This is a genomic window from Carbonatibacter coralli, from assembly GCF_039592655.1.
Classification (GTDB): domain Bacteria; phylum Pseudomonadota; class Alphaproteobacteria; order Kiloniellales; family Kiloniellaceae; genus Carbonatibacter; species Carbonatibacter coralli.
The window spans coordinates 817,561-833,009 of sequence record NZ_JBBUTJ010000001.1 but is presented as its reverse complement, the minus strand read 5'-3'; the positions used below and the strand labels follow the sequence as shown (position 1 = coordinate 833,009).

Genomic DNA, 15,449 nt, shown 5'->3' with positions numbered 1-15,449 from the left:
CTTTTTTTGTCAGAGCTGTTCCCTTAAAGAAGGGTATCGCCTCCTTCGACAATGAAGGAATGGAAGGTTTCCTCGAACATTTCCTTCTTGAGATCACGAACGATGAAAACCAGTTTGGAGCGATGATCGTCGTCCGGCCAGTTTTCCAGGGCAACAGGGGGGTGGAAAACGTGCTGAACCCCGTGAATGACGATGGGCTTCTCGTCTCCGTCAATATTGAGGATACCCTTGATGCGCAGAAGGTTGCTGCCGTAGAGGGTGATCAGCATGTCCACCCATGAATTCAGCTGATCCCAATCGATGGGCTTGTCGTGGATCAGGCAAAAGGAGTGAACAGAATCATCGTGCCGGTTAATATCGTGATGATGATGGTGGTGATCATGATCGTGTGCATGTCCGTGCTCATGTTCGTCTCCGTGATCATGGTCGTGATGATGATGATCGTGATAGGCTTCCTCTTTCAGCCAGCGCTGGACGTCCAGGGATTTTGTCTCGGGATTGTAGAGACCGGCATTGAACAGGCTTGAAGGCTCTGCCTGACCCATTTGCACTTTTTTGATCACGGCTGCAGGGTTCAGCGTCTTCAGACGTGCTGTCAGCTCGTCAAGCTTTTCGGTGCTGTCCGGGAGGTCTGTCTTGGTCAGAAGGATGCGATCGGCGACAGCGGCCTGTTTGACAGACTCCTTGTGGCGATCAAGCGTGAGGTTGCCATTGAGGGCATCGACTGTTGTGATCACGGAGTCCAGTCTGAAGCGATCATTCAGAAGCGGGTCCGTCATCAGTGTTTGCAGAATGGGTGCCGGATCAGCCAGTCCGGTGGTTTCAATCACAACGCGCTTGAACGGAGGGATCTCGTGTTGCAGACGCTGTTTGTAGAGCTTGCGAATGGTTTCAACCAGATCACCCCGCACGGTGCAGCAAAGACAGCCGCTGTTAAGAAGAACCGTGTCTTCCTTGGACTCTTCGACCAGCATGTGATCCAGGCCGATTTCACCAAATTCGTTGATGATGACAGCCGTTTCTTCCATGTCCGGATGTTCCAGCAGCTGCTTGAGCAAGGTGGTCTTGCCGCTTCCCAGAAATCCGGTCAGAACTGAGACGGGAAGAGGTTCATCGGGGACTTCCATATCATGAACCTGAAAGCTGTATTCGGACATGTTTTTGTTCCGTGTATGATCAGAGGGACATCACGGCTCAAGGCAGTGCGGAACGAAATGTTCACCGACTGTATTTGAGCTGGAACAGCAGATATAAAGCAGTGGTCAGAAAAATCAATGCACCTGCCTGATGTGCTGCTGCGAGGCCGACAGGAACGACAAGCAGCAGGGTCATGATGCCCAGTTTAACCTGCCCCACAGAAGCCAGTGCAACAAGGACCCCGGCTATTCTGACCTTCCTTGAGCGGCCTTTGAGCAGAACAAGCAGTCCCAGCCCGATTGCCAGCAGGCCTGTGGCTGTTGCCAGAACCCTGTGATGGAACTGAACGGCGGCGATGTTTTCAAAACTGTTGATAAACCACGGACTGCCGTCACTGTAGGAGGGCGGGATCATCTGTCCTTCCATGAGAGGGAAGGTGTTGTAGATCAGCCCGGCATTGAGACCTGCAACAAAGGCTCCTGAGGTCATGGTCAGCAGAATGGCTGCAACGAGGATTGCGCTCCATGAACCAAGGGCATTCGAAGAGGCACCTGTTGTGGAATTTGCACCGAGTTTCAGGGCCAGCCAGAAGATATAGCAGTAGATGCCGACGGCCATCATCAGGTGGAGTGTCAGGCGATACTGGCTCACGTCGGTTCGATCGGCAAAACCGCTGGCAACCATGTACCAGCCGATTGCCCCCTGGAGCCCGCCAAGGGCGAGCAGGAACAGCAGGTGAGGCTTGATCCAGCCCGGCAGCTGTTGCCTGATCCAGAAAACAGCCAGGGGAACAGCAAAGACCAGACCGATCAGCCGTCCCCACAGTCTGTGGAAATACTCCCACCAGAAAATGGATTTGAATTCCTCCAGTTCCATGCCCCGGTTGATCTGCTGGTACTCGGGGATGGTTTTGTAAAGGCTGAAGAGGCGCTCCCATTCCGTTTGGGAAAGCGGAGGAATGGCGCCGGAAAGGGGAGCCCATTCCATGATGGAGAGGCCGGATTCTGTCAGGCGGGTGATCGCACCGATCACAGCCATCACCAGAATCATCGCACAGCAAAGGTACAGCCACAAAACAACGGCTGAATGCGACGCCGATATGTCGGAAGAATGACCCTGTTGCAGGTCGGGGTGCAGATTTTGCGTCTCTGCAGTGCTCATCGTCTTACCCTGTTTTATTTTTTTCTGATCCCCGTGAAAGCTTACGTCAAAAGCGGACAGGAGGACCAGAAAAACTGTTTGTCAGGACAGGGACAAAACTCAGGCGCTCATATAGCGGGCGCGAACGCCGCGTTCAATCGCAGCGGCAGCAAGGCGGTCGATGTCCAGATTGTGGCGCAGGATTTCCATCAGGCGCAGCTCTTCCTGGGAGGCAACGCCATCAGCAGCAACAACTTCAAGGGCGAGGGCATAGGCGGTTTCACGCAGGCGCTCCGGCAGGGAGGCGACGATTTCATCGATGATGCGATCAAAACCGTTTTCCTCGGCCAGCAGCTGGGCGCAACGGTTGGCATCTTCCGGAAGTTCCTCGGGATTGTAGCCATTGAAAGCCGGAAGGAACTTGACGATTTCCCCAATGGTTTGCAGTTCGGAGTCTGTCATTTCATTGTCGGCGGCAGATGTCAGAACCATTGCGTAAATCAGTGCTGATCTGTGATCAATCATATCGGGTTTCCTCAAGTTACTTTCAGCGTCAGCCCATCGGCAAACGGACTGGTCTTCATCCATTTGGGTAGTCTAACGTGAATTTCAATCTGATGGGAATAGCTTCCGTTCCCCTTTGAGACAAACAGGGCCACTTCGCACATCCGAAGTGGCCCTGTTTCCTGTGAAGACCGGAACCCGTATCAGGCTTCCATTCTGACGTTTTGCAGGAAGCTGGAAACCTCGCTGCGCAGCAGTCTGGACTTGTCGCTGAGGTCATTCGCGGCGTTGTCGATCTGGTGGGCCGAGTTTTCGACCTTTTCTGCGGATTCCAGAACATGGACAATGTCATCTGTAACGGCCTGTGTGCCCGAGGCGGCCTCTTCAACATTGCGGGCAATTTCGGATGTTGCCGCGCTTTGCTGCTGTGCGGCAGCAGAGATTGAGGCGGTGATTTCGTTGACGTCCTCAATGGCTTTGGAAACAGAGGTGATGGCCGTTACTGATTCGCCTGTGGCAGACTGGATTTCCGCGATCTGGCGCGTGATCTCCTCTGTTGCCTTGGAAGTCTGGTTGGCCAGGTTTTTCACTTCGCTTGCAACAACGGCAAAGCCCTTTCCGGCATCTCCGGCACGCGCGGCCTCAATTGTGGCGTTCAGAGCCAGCAGGTTGGTCTGTTCCGCGATGTCATTGATCAGGCTGACAATTTCATCAATGCGCGAAACATTGCTCTCGAGAACCCTGATGGTTCCGGAGGTTTCACGGGCCTGATCCACGGCCTGGGAAGCGGCTCCGCTGGCGTTGTTGACCTGATTGGCAATTTCCCGGATCGAGGCTGACAGCTCTTCTGCAGCACTGGCAACGGTCTGGACGTTGGAGGATGCCCGTTCTGCAGAGTTGGCGACGGACTGGGACTGCGCCTTGGTGCTCTGGGAAATGCCGTTCATTTCCTCGGATGTGGAGTGCATGTCGTCATTGGCGTGTGTCAGGCTTTCCAGAACGGTCCGGATATTGGTTTCGAAGCTGTGAATGTGCTCTTCGAGCAGCAGTTGTTTGCGCTCTTTCTCTTCGTGGTCGCGTTCCTTTTCAATGTTCATGCGTTCTGTTTCCAGCATGTGTTCCTTGAAAATTGCAATGGCTTCTGCCATTTGGCCGACCTCGTCCCGATGCTTGCGCGCCGGAACCTCGACAGAGGTATCGCCTTCGGACAGTTTGAGCATTACGCTGGTCATGCTCTGAACGGGGCGGACAATGCGAATGAAGAGAACCCAGATGGTCAGGCTGATCAGAACAGCTGTCGAGATCAGTGTTGTTACCATGATTGTGGTTGATTCGCTCTGTGCGGCTTCGAGATCTTCTGAAAGGCTCAGCCCCTGTGCGGCGGTCTCGCTTGCAATTTCCGAGATGAGCGTCTTGAAGCCTTCAATCGCGGGACTGTCGCTGATTTTTACAACAGCATCAATGCCTTCAACGCTGTTTCCTCGTGCAACCTCGCCCTGGACCAGTGCCATGTTGCCCAGGTATTCCTCAATAACGCCCTCAATCTGGTCAAGAGCAGTTTTCTCGGCTTGCGAGACGGGGAAGGAACGATAGAGATCAATGTCTTCGAGAGCAGTGGTTGCCCTGGCCTGTACCTTGGCTATCCGGGGCTGGTCCATGCGCAGAATGTAGTTCTTGAACTGGTGGATCATACCGCCAAAGCCCATGGCTTCGCGAATTCTGAACAGGACTTCTGTTTTTGTGGTCTGCAAATCAGAAGTCTTGCGCTCGCTGATCACGGTTTCAATCAGGGTGGCAAGACCATCCAGTGCAGGGCCGTCATTGATCTTGACGGTTTTGTCGATGCCGGCAGCATCCCTGCCTGCATCAACGAGGGAACTGACCAGATTTGTGTTGCTGGCATAAAGCTTGATGACGCCCTCGATATCGTCGAGTGCCCTTGCTTCTGCCTGTGAAACACCGACATTCCGGTAAGCCTGTAGGGCGCCAAGTGAGGCACCGACGGCATTCTGGATCCTCTGGACGCGCTTTTCATCCTTGCGCAGAACGTAGTTCTTGAACTGATGGATCATGCCTCCGTAGCCCATGTTTGAAATCAGGGCATTCAGGGCCTGTTCCTTGGGCGAGGAAATATCCTGATAATGGGCCCAGTAGCTGTTGGCTGTTTCAATTTTTGAACGAATATCCTGCGCATTATAAAGCGAAATGCCGCCTGTGATGACGGAGACAGCGATCATAAGGACCGCAAGTGATCTGAAGCTGGATAAAAACACCTGGAATCTCCTTGGAAGTGATCGTCCTGAAGGGCAAGTTTTTCCAAGGATAGGCGTGCGGAAATGTAAGCGATATGATCTGGCTCAGTAAAAAAAGGGTTAAGGCGTCCTGTTTTACACGATCCGGTTGCAGGGCATGAAAGGAGGCTGCGTAACCTCCTTTCCTGACTGTTGATCAGCTGTAAGCCCCTGCGGCATAATGCAGTTCGTAACTGTGGCTGTAGATCTCCAGAATATTGCCGAAGGGATCTTCCATGTAGATCATGCGATAGGGCTTTTCGCCCGGATAATAGTAGCGCGGCTTTTCCATGCGCTTCCTGCCTCCTGCTGCGACAATGCGCTCTGCAAGCCCTTCGACATCCGGATCCTGGACGCAGAAGTGAAAGAGGCCTGTTTTCCAGTATTCGAAATTGTTCTCGGGTCTTTCATTCTGTTTGAATTCAAAGAGCTCCACGCCAATTTTGTCTCCGGTGGACAGATGCGCAATGCGGAAGGATTCCCAGTTCCTGCCAAGGACATCAATGCACATTTCCCCGATTGCCGTGTTGTCCTCCTGAATGGTTGTCGGGGGCATGATGAGATACCAGCCCATGACTTCTGTGTAGAACCTGACGGCAGCATCCAGATCGGGAACGGACAGGCCGATATGGGAAAAGGTACGCGGATAGGGTGTGGACATGATCAGTCTCCTGTTTGTCTGTCCCGTTAAATTTAGGAGTTCTGAAGGGAAATAAAAAATTATCGTTCATAATTTTTATGATAATGTTTTGTTATGATTAACTCTGTCCATCTGAGAACATTCAAGGCTCTTGTTGAAGAGCGAAGCTTTACCGGAGCTGCACGGCGCCTGCACATGACCCAGCCCGGGGTCAGCCAGCACGTGCGCAAGCTTGAAAGCGATCTGGAAACACCTCTGCTTTCCCGCTTTGGAAAACAGTTCGAGTTGACCCCTGCCGGAGAGAAGCTTTTTGTTTTCGCCTGTGAACGGGAAGAGAACGAGCAGAGTCTGATTGAACGGATTGTTTCCGATGATCCCTTTTCCGGAGACTGCCGGCTGGCCTGTTCCGGTGCCCAGGCGCTGGAGCTTTACCCCCGGTTGCTGGAACTGCAGCGGAGCTATCCCGGTCTGTCAGTCAGGCTGGAAGCTGCTCCTGTAAAACGCATTTTGAAGCTGGTCAGTTCAAGAGAACTGGATGTCGGGATTGTTTCCGGTGTGGAGGAGTATGATGGCGTTGATTTTCAGGAAGCAGGCCGGGAAGAGCTTTGCCTGATTGTTCCGAAATCCTTTGAGGGGGAATGGGAGGATTTGCTGGAGCTGGGTTTCATCAATCACCCTGACGGGCGTCGTTTTGGTCAGGAGGTTCTGCAGCAGCTTTTTCCTGATCACTTCCAGTCACTGCAGCAGATCAGGGAATCCGGTTTTGTGAATCAGATCCACCAGATTTTGTTGCCTGTCGCTCTGGGACTGGGATTTACTGTTCTGCAGAGATCGGCTTATGAGAGCTTTGAGGCACGCCCGGAGCTGAGAATTCTCTTTCCGGAAAGAGCCGTTCAAAAACCGTTATACCTTGTTAAAAGAGCAGGCCGACAGCTTCCGGCGCGATTTGACCTGCTCACATCGGTTCTGGGAGGAAATCCGGGATCCGTCTCTTCTTCAGGCTGATTTCAGGCATAAAAAAACCCGCGTCAAACGCAGGCTTTTTTAAAGTGGTCGGGGAGAGAGGATTCGAACCTCCGACCCCCTGTACCCAAAACAGGTGCGCTACCAGGCTGCGCTACTCCCCGCTCACTGGAGGTGTGTTTAGTCTTCTCGTTCAGACATTGCAAGCAAAAAAAAAGCCTGCGTCAAAAAAATGGAACATTGCTGTCGCCCCCTTGTAAAACGCTGTTTTTAAAGCGTTTGATTCTGTCTTTTTTTCAGTTGCTTGCCCGTGAAAAGATGCAATTCTGGCAAGGCTGGATTCAGAAACGGATGGTGAAAAAGGAGCAGGGATATGCTGCGTGGCTTGATTGTTGTGTCAGGACTGGTTTTCATTCTTTTGAACGGGTTACAGCCTGCGCAGGCACAGCATCAGACTTTCCTCGAAGAGGTCGCAAACGGACAGGCTGAAACTGTCCTGAACCGGATTGCAAAGGATATGCTGCTGCTGGAAGCCCGCGACGCCGAAGGAAATACTCCCTTGCTCATTGCTGCGCGGAACGGACATGTGTCTCTGGTCCGGGACCTGCTGGCGATCGGTGCGGATGTCAATGCACTCAACAACAAGGCGCGCGATATTCTGAATATTGCGACAACGACACGGACCCCGGAACTGGCCCGGATAGCACTGGCAGCCGGTGCCGATCCGACCATGGTGACGTCTGTGTATCGTGGATCTGCCCTGATCTACTCTTCAGCAAGGGGGCAGGTGGAAATTGTCAGAATGCTGATTGAGGCAGGGGCCCCTTTGAACCGGATCAATGCCATTGGCTGGACGGCTCTGCTGGAGGCTGTGATCCTTGGTGATGGAAGTCAGCCCTATGTGGAGATTGTTTCCCTGCTGCTGGACGCCGGGGCCGACCGGGATCAGGCTGACAGGGATGGACTGACGCCTCTGGATCACGCCCGGCAAAAGGGGTACGGGGCTCTTGTCAGGCTTCTTGTCCGTCAGGGGGAATAGCGGAGGCGCTATTCCGGGTTTTGTCGGGAGCGTGGTTTCAGAAATTCCTGTGTGAGGCCGACCGCTTCGGCCAGGCCGCAGCGATGGATGTCAACATTGGGGGGGAAGGCATTGGTCAGCCGTGTTGGCATCATCGGGTCCAGAAGGACAAAGACCCCCCGGTCCGATGCTCTGCGGACAAGGCGGCCATAGGCCTGCTTCAGCTTCAGGCGGGTCTGGCTGTCTGTATAGAAATTTCCGCCAAATCTGGCTTTTCTGGCCTTGTGCTGGATTGTCGGGCGCGGCCAGGGAACGCGGTCAAAAACAATCAGGCGCAGGGATTCCCCGGGCACATCAACCCCGTCACGCACAGCATCGGTGCCGAGCAGACAGGAATCCCGCTCCGCGCGGAAGATATCGATCAGGGTCGAGGTATCCATACCGTCAATATGCTGGCTGTAGAGTGTCAGGCCTGCGCGATCCAGAGGGTCCCCGATGCGTTCGTGGACAGCGCGCAGACGGGAAATGGCTGTAAAAAGTCCCAGGGCACCACCCCGTGACGCCAGGAAAAGCTCGCGGTAGGCGGCCGCGACCTGGTCAAGATCGTCCTTGCGCACATCACGAACGACCAGAACCTTTGTCTGTTCCTCGTAATTGTAGGGGGAGGGGAAGCGGGCGCGAATGGGGCTGTTGGGCAGATAGACCGCTCCGCTTCTCTGTTCCGCGCCGATCCATTCGCGCAGCCATTCATCACCGTCAGCCTGGTCAGCCTGCTGCAGGTCCGGCGAGATTTCGTCGTCTGTGGCTGTCCGGGGCTCGGTGCTGATGTTGCCGTCAGTCAGGGTGGCCGAGGTGACAACGACCCCGTGGGCCTGTGAAAGCAGGGTTCCGGCAAAGGGGCGCATGGGATCGACCCAGTGGCGATGCAGTCCGACATCACTGTCCCTGTTGCTAATGCGTTCCACAGACAACCAGTCTGTGAAATCTTCAGGCGTTTCCTCTTCAAGGGCCTTCAGCATGGAAATCCAGGCTTCCAGTTGCCCAAGCGCGCGCTGGTCCAGTGTGCGGCAGGTGGACTCGATCTTGCGTCTGGTTTCGCTTTCCATTTCTGCGGCTTCTTCGTCGAGGCGCTGGTCCAGCCTTTTTCTGAGACGAAGCACAGGTTCCAGAAGGTCTTTCAGGGATTCCTTCAGCTCTTTTGCGGCATTCAGAAGCTCCGGATTGACAGGGTGGGTTTCCGCTTCCAGGGAATAGGGACTGCTGTTTTCCCCGTTGCGGGCATAGACCTGTTCACGAACCTGGAGAAGAAATCGCTCCATCGGGCCTTCGGGCTGTGCATCGATCATGCGGTTGCCCCAGCCGTCTCCGGTCAGACAGCGGGCTGCGTAGAGAATATCTTCAACGTGCTCTGCAGTTTTTGTGTCGGTGGCGACAAGTTCCTCGATGCGTTTTTTCAATCCGCGTGCCCGGCTGGTGTTGCGGCTTGTCGTTTCCGCTCCTGCCAGCCACCGCCGCAGTTCCTGTGATTCAACGGCAGAAAGATGGGCCGAGAAAGCCGAATCAGCTGCATCAAAAAGGTGATGCCCCTCGTCAAAGACATAGTGGGTTGGCAGGGCGCCTTCATCGCGTCCGCCACCCATGGCGGCCTGCATGAGCACAAGGGCGTGGTTGGCAACCACAATCTCGGCCTTTCTGGCTTTGCGGATATTGCGCTCGATAAAGCAGCGGCTGTAATGGGGGCAGGCTGCATAGATGCATTCACCCCTGCGGTCTGTCAGTCCCAGTGTTCTGGGGCGTCCAACCAGTTCGGCAAGCCAGCCGGGAAAATCGCCGCCAACCATGTCGCCGTTCCGACTGTGTGCGGCCCATCGGCTCATCAGCCCCACGGCGATCGCATCCTGCGGGCGTGCCGTCAGGGCGCTGACGGCTTCTTCCAGATTCAAAAGGCAGAGATAGTTTTCACGCCCCTTGCGTATGACGACTTTTTTCTTTTTCTTCCATGGCTCCGGATAGAGTCGATCCAGTTCACCATCAATCTGGGTTTGAAGATTGCGGGTGTAGGTCGAGAGCCAGATGGGAGCCTCGTTTTTCTGGGCCCAGAGGCTGGCCGGAGCAATGTACCCCAGGGTTTTCCCAACGCCTGTTCCTGCTTCGGCAAGAACCAGATTGGGTTCTCCGGCAATCTGTCTGGGGGCAAAGGCCTGGGATACAGCAGAGGTGAAGTCGGCCTGCTGAAGGCGCTGTTCCGATCCCTCTCCAAGAAGGCTGGCCAGCTTCTGGCGGGCTTCCTCCGGCTGGACAGAAGCGTGACCCTGAGGAACTTCCGGTGGTGTTTCCTGCCACTCTTCCAGCCGTTCCCATACACGCAGGGCTTTCGAGGGGTGAGGATTGGGAGTGTAGATTTCCTCAGCTCCCAGAGCTGCCAGAACAGCGGAGCCCCAGAGCCATCCTCCCGCCATCATGTTGCGGGCTGCTTCAGCGGCGTGCGGATCAAAATGCGATCCCCGTGCCGCCAGTTCACGCAGCATGGCTTCAGCGGTGTGAAGATTCAGAAGGGTGGCCTGTTCGATGGATGTTGGTTCGGGCGCTCCCAGAAAGGCAGCCAGCCCTCTTGGTGTCGGCGTGCAGCTGGTTGCCGGATGTGTAAAGGCTATGAGTTCTAGAACATCGTAGCAGGGAAAGGGGTCCACACCGAGGCGATGTGCGATTGCCTTGCCGTGGCAGACAACAGGTGGTTCGAGTGTGATGCGTCCGGCAGCTTCGGAGTTTGCAATGCGCTCGCTTTCTCCATCCGGTGAAATCCATACGGAAAATCGCAAACCGGACAGGAGCAGGGGCGCACGCGGCAGGAGAATGTCCTGCTGGGAGCCTGCTGTTTGCTGCTGGTCTGGCGAGTCGTGCATGGGGGTGTCCGGGATGGCAAGGTATCTGCCTTCCTTACTTAAAGCTTTGCAGGATTGAGAACAAGAGAAGAACAGAGGCCTGCCGGATACTGTTCCCTTCTCTTTCTGATCTGTGGTTTCACATTCACCTGCGCCCTGCATTGACGCGGGGGCTTGCTGATAATAGTGTGCGGGCACTATCAATCTGTCCAGGCCGGGGACCACGTGATGTGCCCGGCAAGTCTTGAGGATTTCTATCATGTCTGACCACCCGCACCGGGATATCGCCATGCAGGCGAAAGCATGGCCATTTGAAGAAGCACGTAAGGTTCTGGCTCATGTGGGTGGCAAGAAACCCGAGAAGGGCTACGTGCTCTTCGAGACAGGTTATGGCCCGTCCGGTCTGCCGCACATTGGTACCTTTGGTGAAGTTGTACGCACAACGATGGTGCGCAAGGCCTTTGAGCAGATCAGTGACATTCCGACAAAGCTGATCTGTTTCTCCGACGACATGGATGGTTTCCGCAAGGTTCCGACAAATCTTCCGCAACAGGAGATGCTTGCTGAGTATCTGCACAAGCCCCTGACAGAAGTGCCGGATCCTTTCGGGACTCACGAAAGCCTCGGGCATCACAACAACGCGCGTCTGCGCAGTTTTCTGGACAGCTTCGGCTTCGAGTATGATTTCGTCTCCTCGACAGAGACCTACAAAAGCGGTCGCTTTGACGAAGCCCTGCTGAAACTTCTGGCCCATTATGATGATGTGATGAAGATCATGCTGCCAACTCTGGGCGCAGAGCGTCAGGCGACATACAGCCCGTTCCTGCCGGTGTGCAGCAAAACAGGTCATGTTCTTCAGGTTCCGGTTGTTGAAACGAAACTGGACAGCGGAACAATTGTCTACAGGGACCATGACGGGTCTCTGGTTGAAACACCTGTCACAGGCGGTCACTGCAAACTGCAGTGGAAACCGGACTGGGCGATGCGCCAGTATGCCCTGGATGTCGACTACGAGATGTCGGGCAAGGATCTGATTGATTCTGTCAAACAGGCGAACCGCATCCAGAAAGCCATGGGGGGCAAGGGGCCTGCGACCTTCACCTATGAGCTTTTCCTGGATGAGAAGGGCGAGAAAATTTCGAAATCCAAGGGCAATGGCCTGTCTCTGGAAGAATGGCTGACCTATGCTCCACAGGAAAGTTTGTCGCTGTTCATGTACAATAAGCCACGTGCGGCGAAGAAGCTCTACTTTGATGTTATTCCGCGCATGGTGGATGACTATCTAACATTCCGCGGCAAGGTTGCCGGGCAGGATGAGGCCCAGCGCTTCGAAAATCCGGCCTGGCACATTCACTCCGGAGCTGTGCCACAGGAAAAGGGCAGCGTGACCTTTGGTCTGTTGCTGAACCTGGCGTCTGTCTGTAATGCACAGGACAAGGAAACGCTGTGGAACTTTATCAAGCGCTACGATCCGGAAGCCTCGGCCGAAACGGCACCTTTCCTGGATGGTCTTGCAGGCTATGCCGTACGCTACTATCAGGATTTTGTTCGCCCGAGCCTGAAATACCGTTTGCCAACCGAGCAGGAACGCCCGGCCTTTGAAGAACTGAAGGGCCTTCTGGAAAAGGTTGATCGCGAAATTTCGTCGGATGATCTTCAGACCGAGATCTTTACCATTGGAAAGAACCACGGATACGAGAATCTGCGTGAATGGTTCAAGTGTCTCTATGAGGTTCTGCTCGGGCAGCCACAGGGGCCGCGAATGGGGACCTTCTTTACGCTCTTTGGACTGGAAGCGTCACTGGATCTCGTGAACAGGGTTCTCGCGGGCGCAGATCTCTCTGCCCAGGAATAAGAGCTGAAGCTGAATGCCGGACAGGCCAGCCCTTGTTCGAGGGCTGGCCTGTTTGATTCGTGCTAGAGTTGATTTCCTTTTCCTTTGGGAGCTGTCATGCCGCGTTATATCGCGCTCTATAAACCCTATGATGTTCTGAGCCAGTTTACAGGTGATGAGGGGCAGAAAACCCTTGCTGCCTTTGGCTTGCCCAAAGGTGTTTATGTCGCGGGAAGGCTCGACAGGGACAGTGAGGGACTGTTGCTTCTGAGCGATGACGGGCCTTTCATGCACCTGCTGATGGATCCGGACTTTGGTCACGAGCGCAGCTATTGGGTGCAGGTTGAGGGGGATATCGGCCCGGAAGCCCTTGAGGCCTTGCGTTCGGGTGTCGAAATCAAGGGCGGATATCAGACCAGACCCTGCAAGGTTTCGAAGCTTGAGGGTGAACCTCTTTTGCCTGAGCGCAATCCGCCTGTGCGCTACCGCGCTGCGATTCCGACCAGCTGGATCCAAATGACCCTGACGGAGGGAAAGAACAGACAGGTGCGCCGGATGACAGCTGCTGTCGGCTTTCCGACCTTGCGGCTTGTTCGTGCTTCTATTGGTCGATTGACGCTGAATGATTTTCTGGCAGGTCTTGAACCTGAAGCCTGGGAAGGCCACAGCGTTCCCATAGAGAGGCAGCAGATTCTCGCAGATGCCGAGATTCAGAAGGCCTATGATGGCAAGCGTAAGAAAACCCGCGTTCGCAAAAACAACAGAGCGCAGACGGATGGTGATCGGCTTGCTTCAGGAGGAAACGGGGAGAAACAAAGGCCTGCCCGGAGGAAAAAAAGTCAAAAAAAGGGGGCGGGAAAACGCACCTCCCGCCCTTAAAGAATTCAGATTGCCCTCACAGGCTCAAGACAATCTGGCAGCAATCAAATCAAAGCAGGAGGGGGTTAGGTCTCTGCCTCAATCATGGCGGTATAGATTTCCCGAAGGTCTTCCGTACCAAGATTGCTGATGTGCGATCCTGCTTCCAGCATCGCGGATGTAGGTGAAGAAGGAACGAGCGACATACCGGACTGACCCATAACAGCGACCACATGAAGAGCTGTTTGAAAGGCTTTACTGCCAATCTCGGGTGTAGTGGATGAGGCTGCAATCATTTTCATTCTCCTACAAGAGGAAGCCTCACTCGCAAAAGGCCTCCGTGAAAAGATATAAGCAGGAGCCGTGCCAACTTTTCCCCAGTGGTGGTTTATTTTGTTGAATTGAAAATAAACTATTTAAAATAAAAGATATTTTTTCGCTTTTTTCGACGTGGGAAAAGTTGGATCGCTTTTCGTATCCTGACAGACGCTCGAAGATCGTTGCATTTTGCAATGATTCTTGCGAGGGGTGTTTTGCATAATGCAATTATGAGGCAAATTAATTGCATTATGCGATTTATTTGTTCTTGGCTGTTTGGTGAAGAGTGTGGGAAGGCTTGTCTTTGATGCGGCGATGGTGATAAGTGTCGGCTCAGGTTTTCGCCTTATTGGAGAGCAGGAATGACCGGGGTTGTGTATCACATGTGCAGGCAGGATGAATGGGATCAGGCTTGTGAGGCCGGACGATACCAGGGGTCCTCGCAGGATCTGGCTGACGGTTTTATTCATTTCTCCTCCGCCGCACAGATCAGAATTTCTGCAGCCAGGCACAGGGCGGGACAACATGGGCTGGTTTTGCTTGAAGCTGATGAAGAGGCTTTGCAGGAGAGCGCCAGAAGAAACAGTGAAAAGGGGCTCATCTGGGAAGAATCCCGGTCCGGGGCTCTCTTCCCCCATTATTATGGTGCCTTTGAAACGGAAGCTGTTGTGCGTTCGGCGCCCTTGCCTCTGGATGAGCAGGGCAATCACGTTTTTCCCGAATGGTTTGATGATGAAGGGCTGGATCAGATTTGATCGGCCCTTTTCTTTTTGAAAATGTTTTCTTGTGGTGTGAATGACATGTCGATCTACAGTTTGATGAAACCGCTGGTGCACAGCCTTGATCCTGAAACGGCACACGGTCTGGCAATCAGGGCTCTGAAGAGTGGTTTTGTTTCCGGAGGCGAAAGTGTTGAGGACGGGCTGCTTCAGACATCCCTGTGGGGGCTGGATTTTCCGAACCCTCTGGGCATTGCTGCCGGATTTGACAAGGATGCAGAGGTTGTCAGACCTCTTGCCTCTCTCGGCTTCGGTTTTGTCGAGGTGGGGTCTATTACACCGGAGCCTCAACCCGGAAATCCGAAACCGCGCCTGTTTCGTCTGAGTGAAGATGCAGCCGTTATCAACAGGATGGGATTTAACAGCCGCGGACGGTTTTTTGCCCGTGAGCGTCTGAAAGCCTTGAGGGCTTCCGGATATGGGGGGCTGGTTGGCGTGAACCTCGGGAAAAACAAAACCAGCGAGGATGCGGCTGCAGACTATCGTCTGGGAACAGAGGCCCTCGCGCCCTACGCTGACTATCTGGTGATCAATGTGTCCTCGCCCAATACTCCCGGGCTGCGGGCGCTTCAGGGCAAGGAAGAGCTCGAGAAGCTGATCGGGGCTGTCCAGTCTGTGCTGGCAACAATGGAAAAGGCCCCTGCGCTTGTTTTGAAAGTGGCGCCGGATCTGAACGGGGAAGATCAGAATGATGTGGCAGAGGTTGCGCTGGCCAGCAAGCTTGGCGGACTGATCGTCAGCAATACAACGATTGCCAGACCGGAAAGCCTGCGTTCTGCCCATGCCGGTGAAACCGGCGGTTTGAGTGGTGCCCCCCTGTTTGAGGCATCAACGCAGGTTCTGGAAACATTCTACCGTCTGACCAAGGGGGAGGTTCCTCTTGTCGGTGTGGGGGGCGTTTCCTCTGCTGAGCAGGCCTACACAAAAATAAAAAAGGGGGCTTCTCTGGTTCAGCTCTATTCGGCTCTGGTTTACGGGGGGCCGGAACTGGTGAACGATATCCTGCGTGGGCTGATTACCCTGCTGAGGCAGGACGGTTTTGCCTCTGTGCAGGAGGCCGTCGGAAGCGATGTGAGGATCTGACG

13 protein-coding genes and 1 tRNA gene are annotated in these 15,449 nt (G+C 54.4%); 6 read left to right on the top strand and 8 right to left on the bottom strand.

The window, feature by feature from the left end; genetic code table 11:
* Nucleotides 1-23: 23 nt before the first annotated feature.
* The 5 genes from AAAH10_RS03815 to AAAH10_RS03795 form a co-directional block, all read right to left on the bottom strand.
* Nucleotides 24-1,157, bottom strand: a complete 1,134-nt coding sequence (locus AAAH10_RS03815; RefSeq protein WP_343560684.1) for a CobW family GTP-binding protein — start codon at nt 1,155-1,157, stop codon at nt 24-26.
* Nucleotides 1,158-1,218: 61 nt separating this feature from the next.
* Nucleotides 1,219-2,298 (bottom strand): COX15/CtaA family protein, encoded by a 1,080-nt coding sequence (locus tag AAAH10_RS03810; protein WP_343560682.1) that lies wholly within the window; start codon nt 2,296-2,298, stop codon nt 1,219-1,221.
* A gap of 99 nt (nt 2,299-2,397) precedes the next feature.
* The gene (locus AAAH10_RS03805) at nt 2,398-2,802 is read right to left on the bottom strand and encodes a tellurite resistance TerB family protein (RefSeq protein ID WP_343560680.1); all 405 of its coding nucleotides are present in this window, start codon (nt 2,800-2,802) and stop codon (nt 2,398-2,400) included.
* A 182-nt stretch (nt 2,803-2,984) separates the two neighbouring features.
* Nucleotides 2,985-5,054, bottom strand: a complete 2,070-nt coding sequence (locus AAAH10_RS03800; protein WP_343560678.1) for a methyl-accepting chemotaxis protein — start codon at nt 5,052-5,054, stop codon at nt 2,985-2,987.
* Nucleotides 5,055-5,229: 175 nt separating this feature from the next.
* Nucleotides 5,230-5,733: a lactoylglutathione lyase family protein gene (locus AAAH10_RS03795; RefSeq protein WP_343560675.1), complete on the bottom strand. Its 504-nt coding sequence runs from the start codon at nt 5,731-5,733 to the stop codon at nt 5,230-5,232.
* 93 nt (nt 5,734-5,826) lie between these two features.
* Here AAAH10_RS03795 and AAAH10_RS03790 point away from each other — a divergent pair, with 93 nt between their 5' ends.
* On the top strand, nt 5,827-6,717 hold the full coding sequence (locus tag AAAH10_RS03790; protein WP_343560673.1) for a LysR family transcriptional regulator: 891 nt from the start codon (nt 5,827-5,829) through the stop codon (nt 6,715-6,717).
* A 45-nt stretch (nt 6,718-6,762) separates the two neighbouring features.
* Here AAAH10_RS03790 and AAAH10_RS03785 read toward each other — a convergent pair.
* Nucleotides 6,763-6,839: transfer RNA gene (locus AAAH10_RS03785), tRNA-Pro, on the bottom strand.
* A gap of 209 nt (nt 6,840-7,048) precedes the next feature.
* Here AAAH10_RS03785 and AAAH10_RS03780 point away from each other — a divergent pair.
* The gene (locus AAAH10_RS03780) at nt 7,049-7,714 is read left to right on the top strand and encodes an ankyrin repeat domain-containing protein (RefSeq protein ID WP_343560671.1); all 666 of its coding nucleotides are present in this window, start codon (nt 7,049-7,051) and stop codon (nt 7,712-7,714) included.
* An 8-nt stretch (nt 7,715-7,722) separates the two neighbouring features.
* On the opposite strand, the gene AAAH10_RS03775 is transcribed toward AAAH10_RS03780, so the two are convergent.
* Nucleotides 7,723-10,596 carry an ATP-dependent DNA helicase gene (locus tag AAAH10_RS03775; RefSeq protein ID WP_343560669.1) on the bottom strand — a complete coding sequence of 958 codons (2,874 nt, stop codon included), beginning with the start codon at nt 10,594-10,596 and terminating at the stop codon, nt 7,723-7,725.
* 238 nt (nt 10,597-10,834) lie between these two features.
* On the opposite strand from AAAH10_RS03775, the gene AAAH10_RS03770 reads away from it, so the two are divergent.
* Nucleotides 10,835-12,430 carry a lysine--tRNA ligase gene (locus AAAH10_RS03770; RefSeq protein ID WP_343560667.1) on the top strand — a complete coding sequence of 532 codons (1,596 nt, stop codon included), beginning with the start codon at nt 10,835-10,837 and terminating at the stop codon, nt 12,428-12,430.
* Between the two features lie 96 nt (nt 12,431-12,526).
* Nucleotides 12,527-13,288, top strand: a complete 762-nt coding sequence (locus tag AAAH10_RS03765; protein WP_343560665.1) for a pseudouridine synthase — start codon at nt 12,527-12,529, stop codon at nt 13,286-13,288.
* A 65-nt stretch (nt 13,289-13,353) separates the two neighbouring features.
* Here AAAH10_RS03765 and AAAH10_RS03760 read toward each other — a convergent pair whose 3' ends face one another.
* Nucleotides 13,354-13,563, bottom strand: coding sequence for a hypothetical protein (locus tag AAAH10_RS03760; protein ID WP_343560663.1), 210 nt, complete (start codon nt 13,561-13,563; stop codon nt 13,354-13,356).
* A 384-nt stretch (nt 13,564-13,947) separates the two neighbouring features.
* Here AAAH10_RS03760 and AAAH10_RS03755 point away from each other — a divergent pair, with 384 nt between their 5' ends.
* Together AAAH10_RS03755 and AAAH10_RS03750 are read left to right on the top strand one after the other, a co-directional pair.
* Nucleotides 13,948-14,340 carry a DUF952 domain-containing protein gene (locus tag AAAH10_RS03755; RefSeq protein ID WP_343560661.1) on the top strand — a complete coding sequence of 131 codons (393 nt, stop codon included), beginning with the start codon at nt 13,948-13,950 and terminating at the stop codon, nt 14,338-14,340.
* A gap of 45 nt (nt 14,341-14,385) precedes the next feature.
* On the top strand, nt 14,386-15,447 hold the full coding sequence (locus tag AAAH10_RS03750) for a quinone-dependent dihydroorotate dehydrogenase (protein WP_343560659.1): 1,062 nt from the start codon (nt 14,386-14,388) through the stop codon (nt 15,445-15,447).
* Nucleotides 15,448-15,449: the final 2 nt, after the last annotated feature.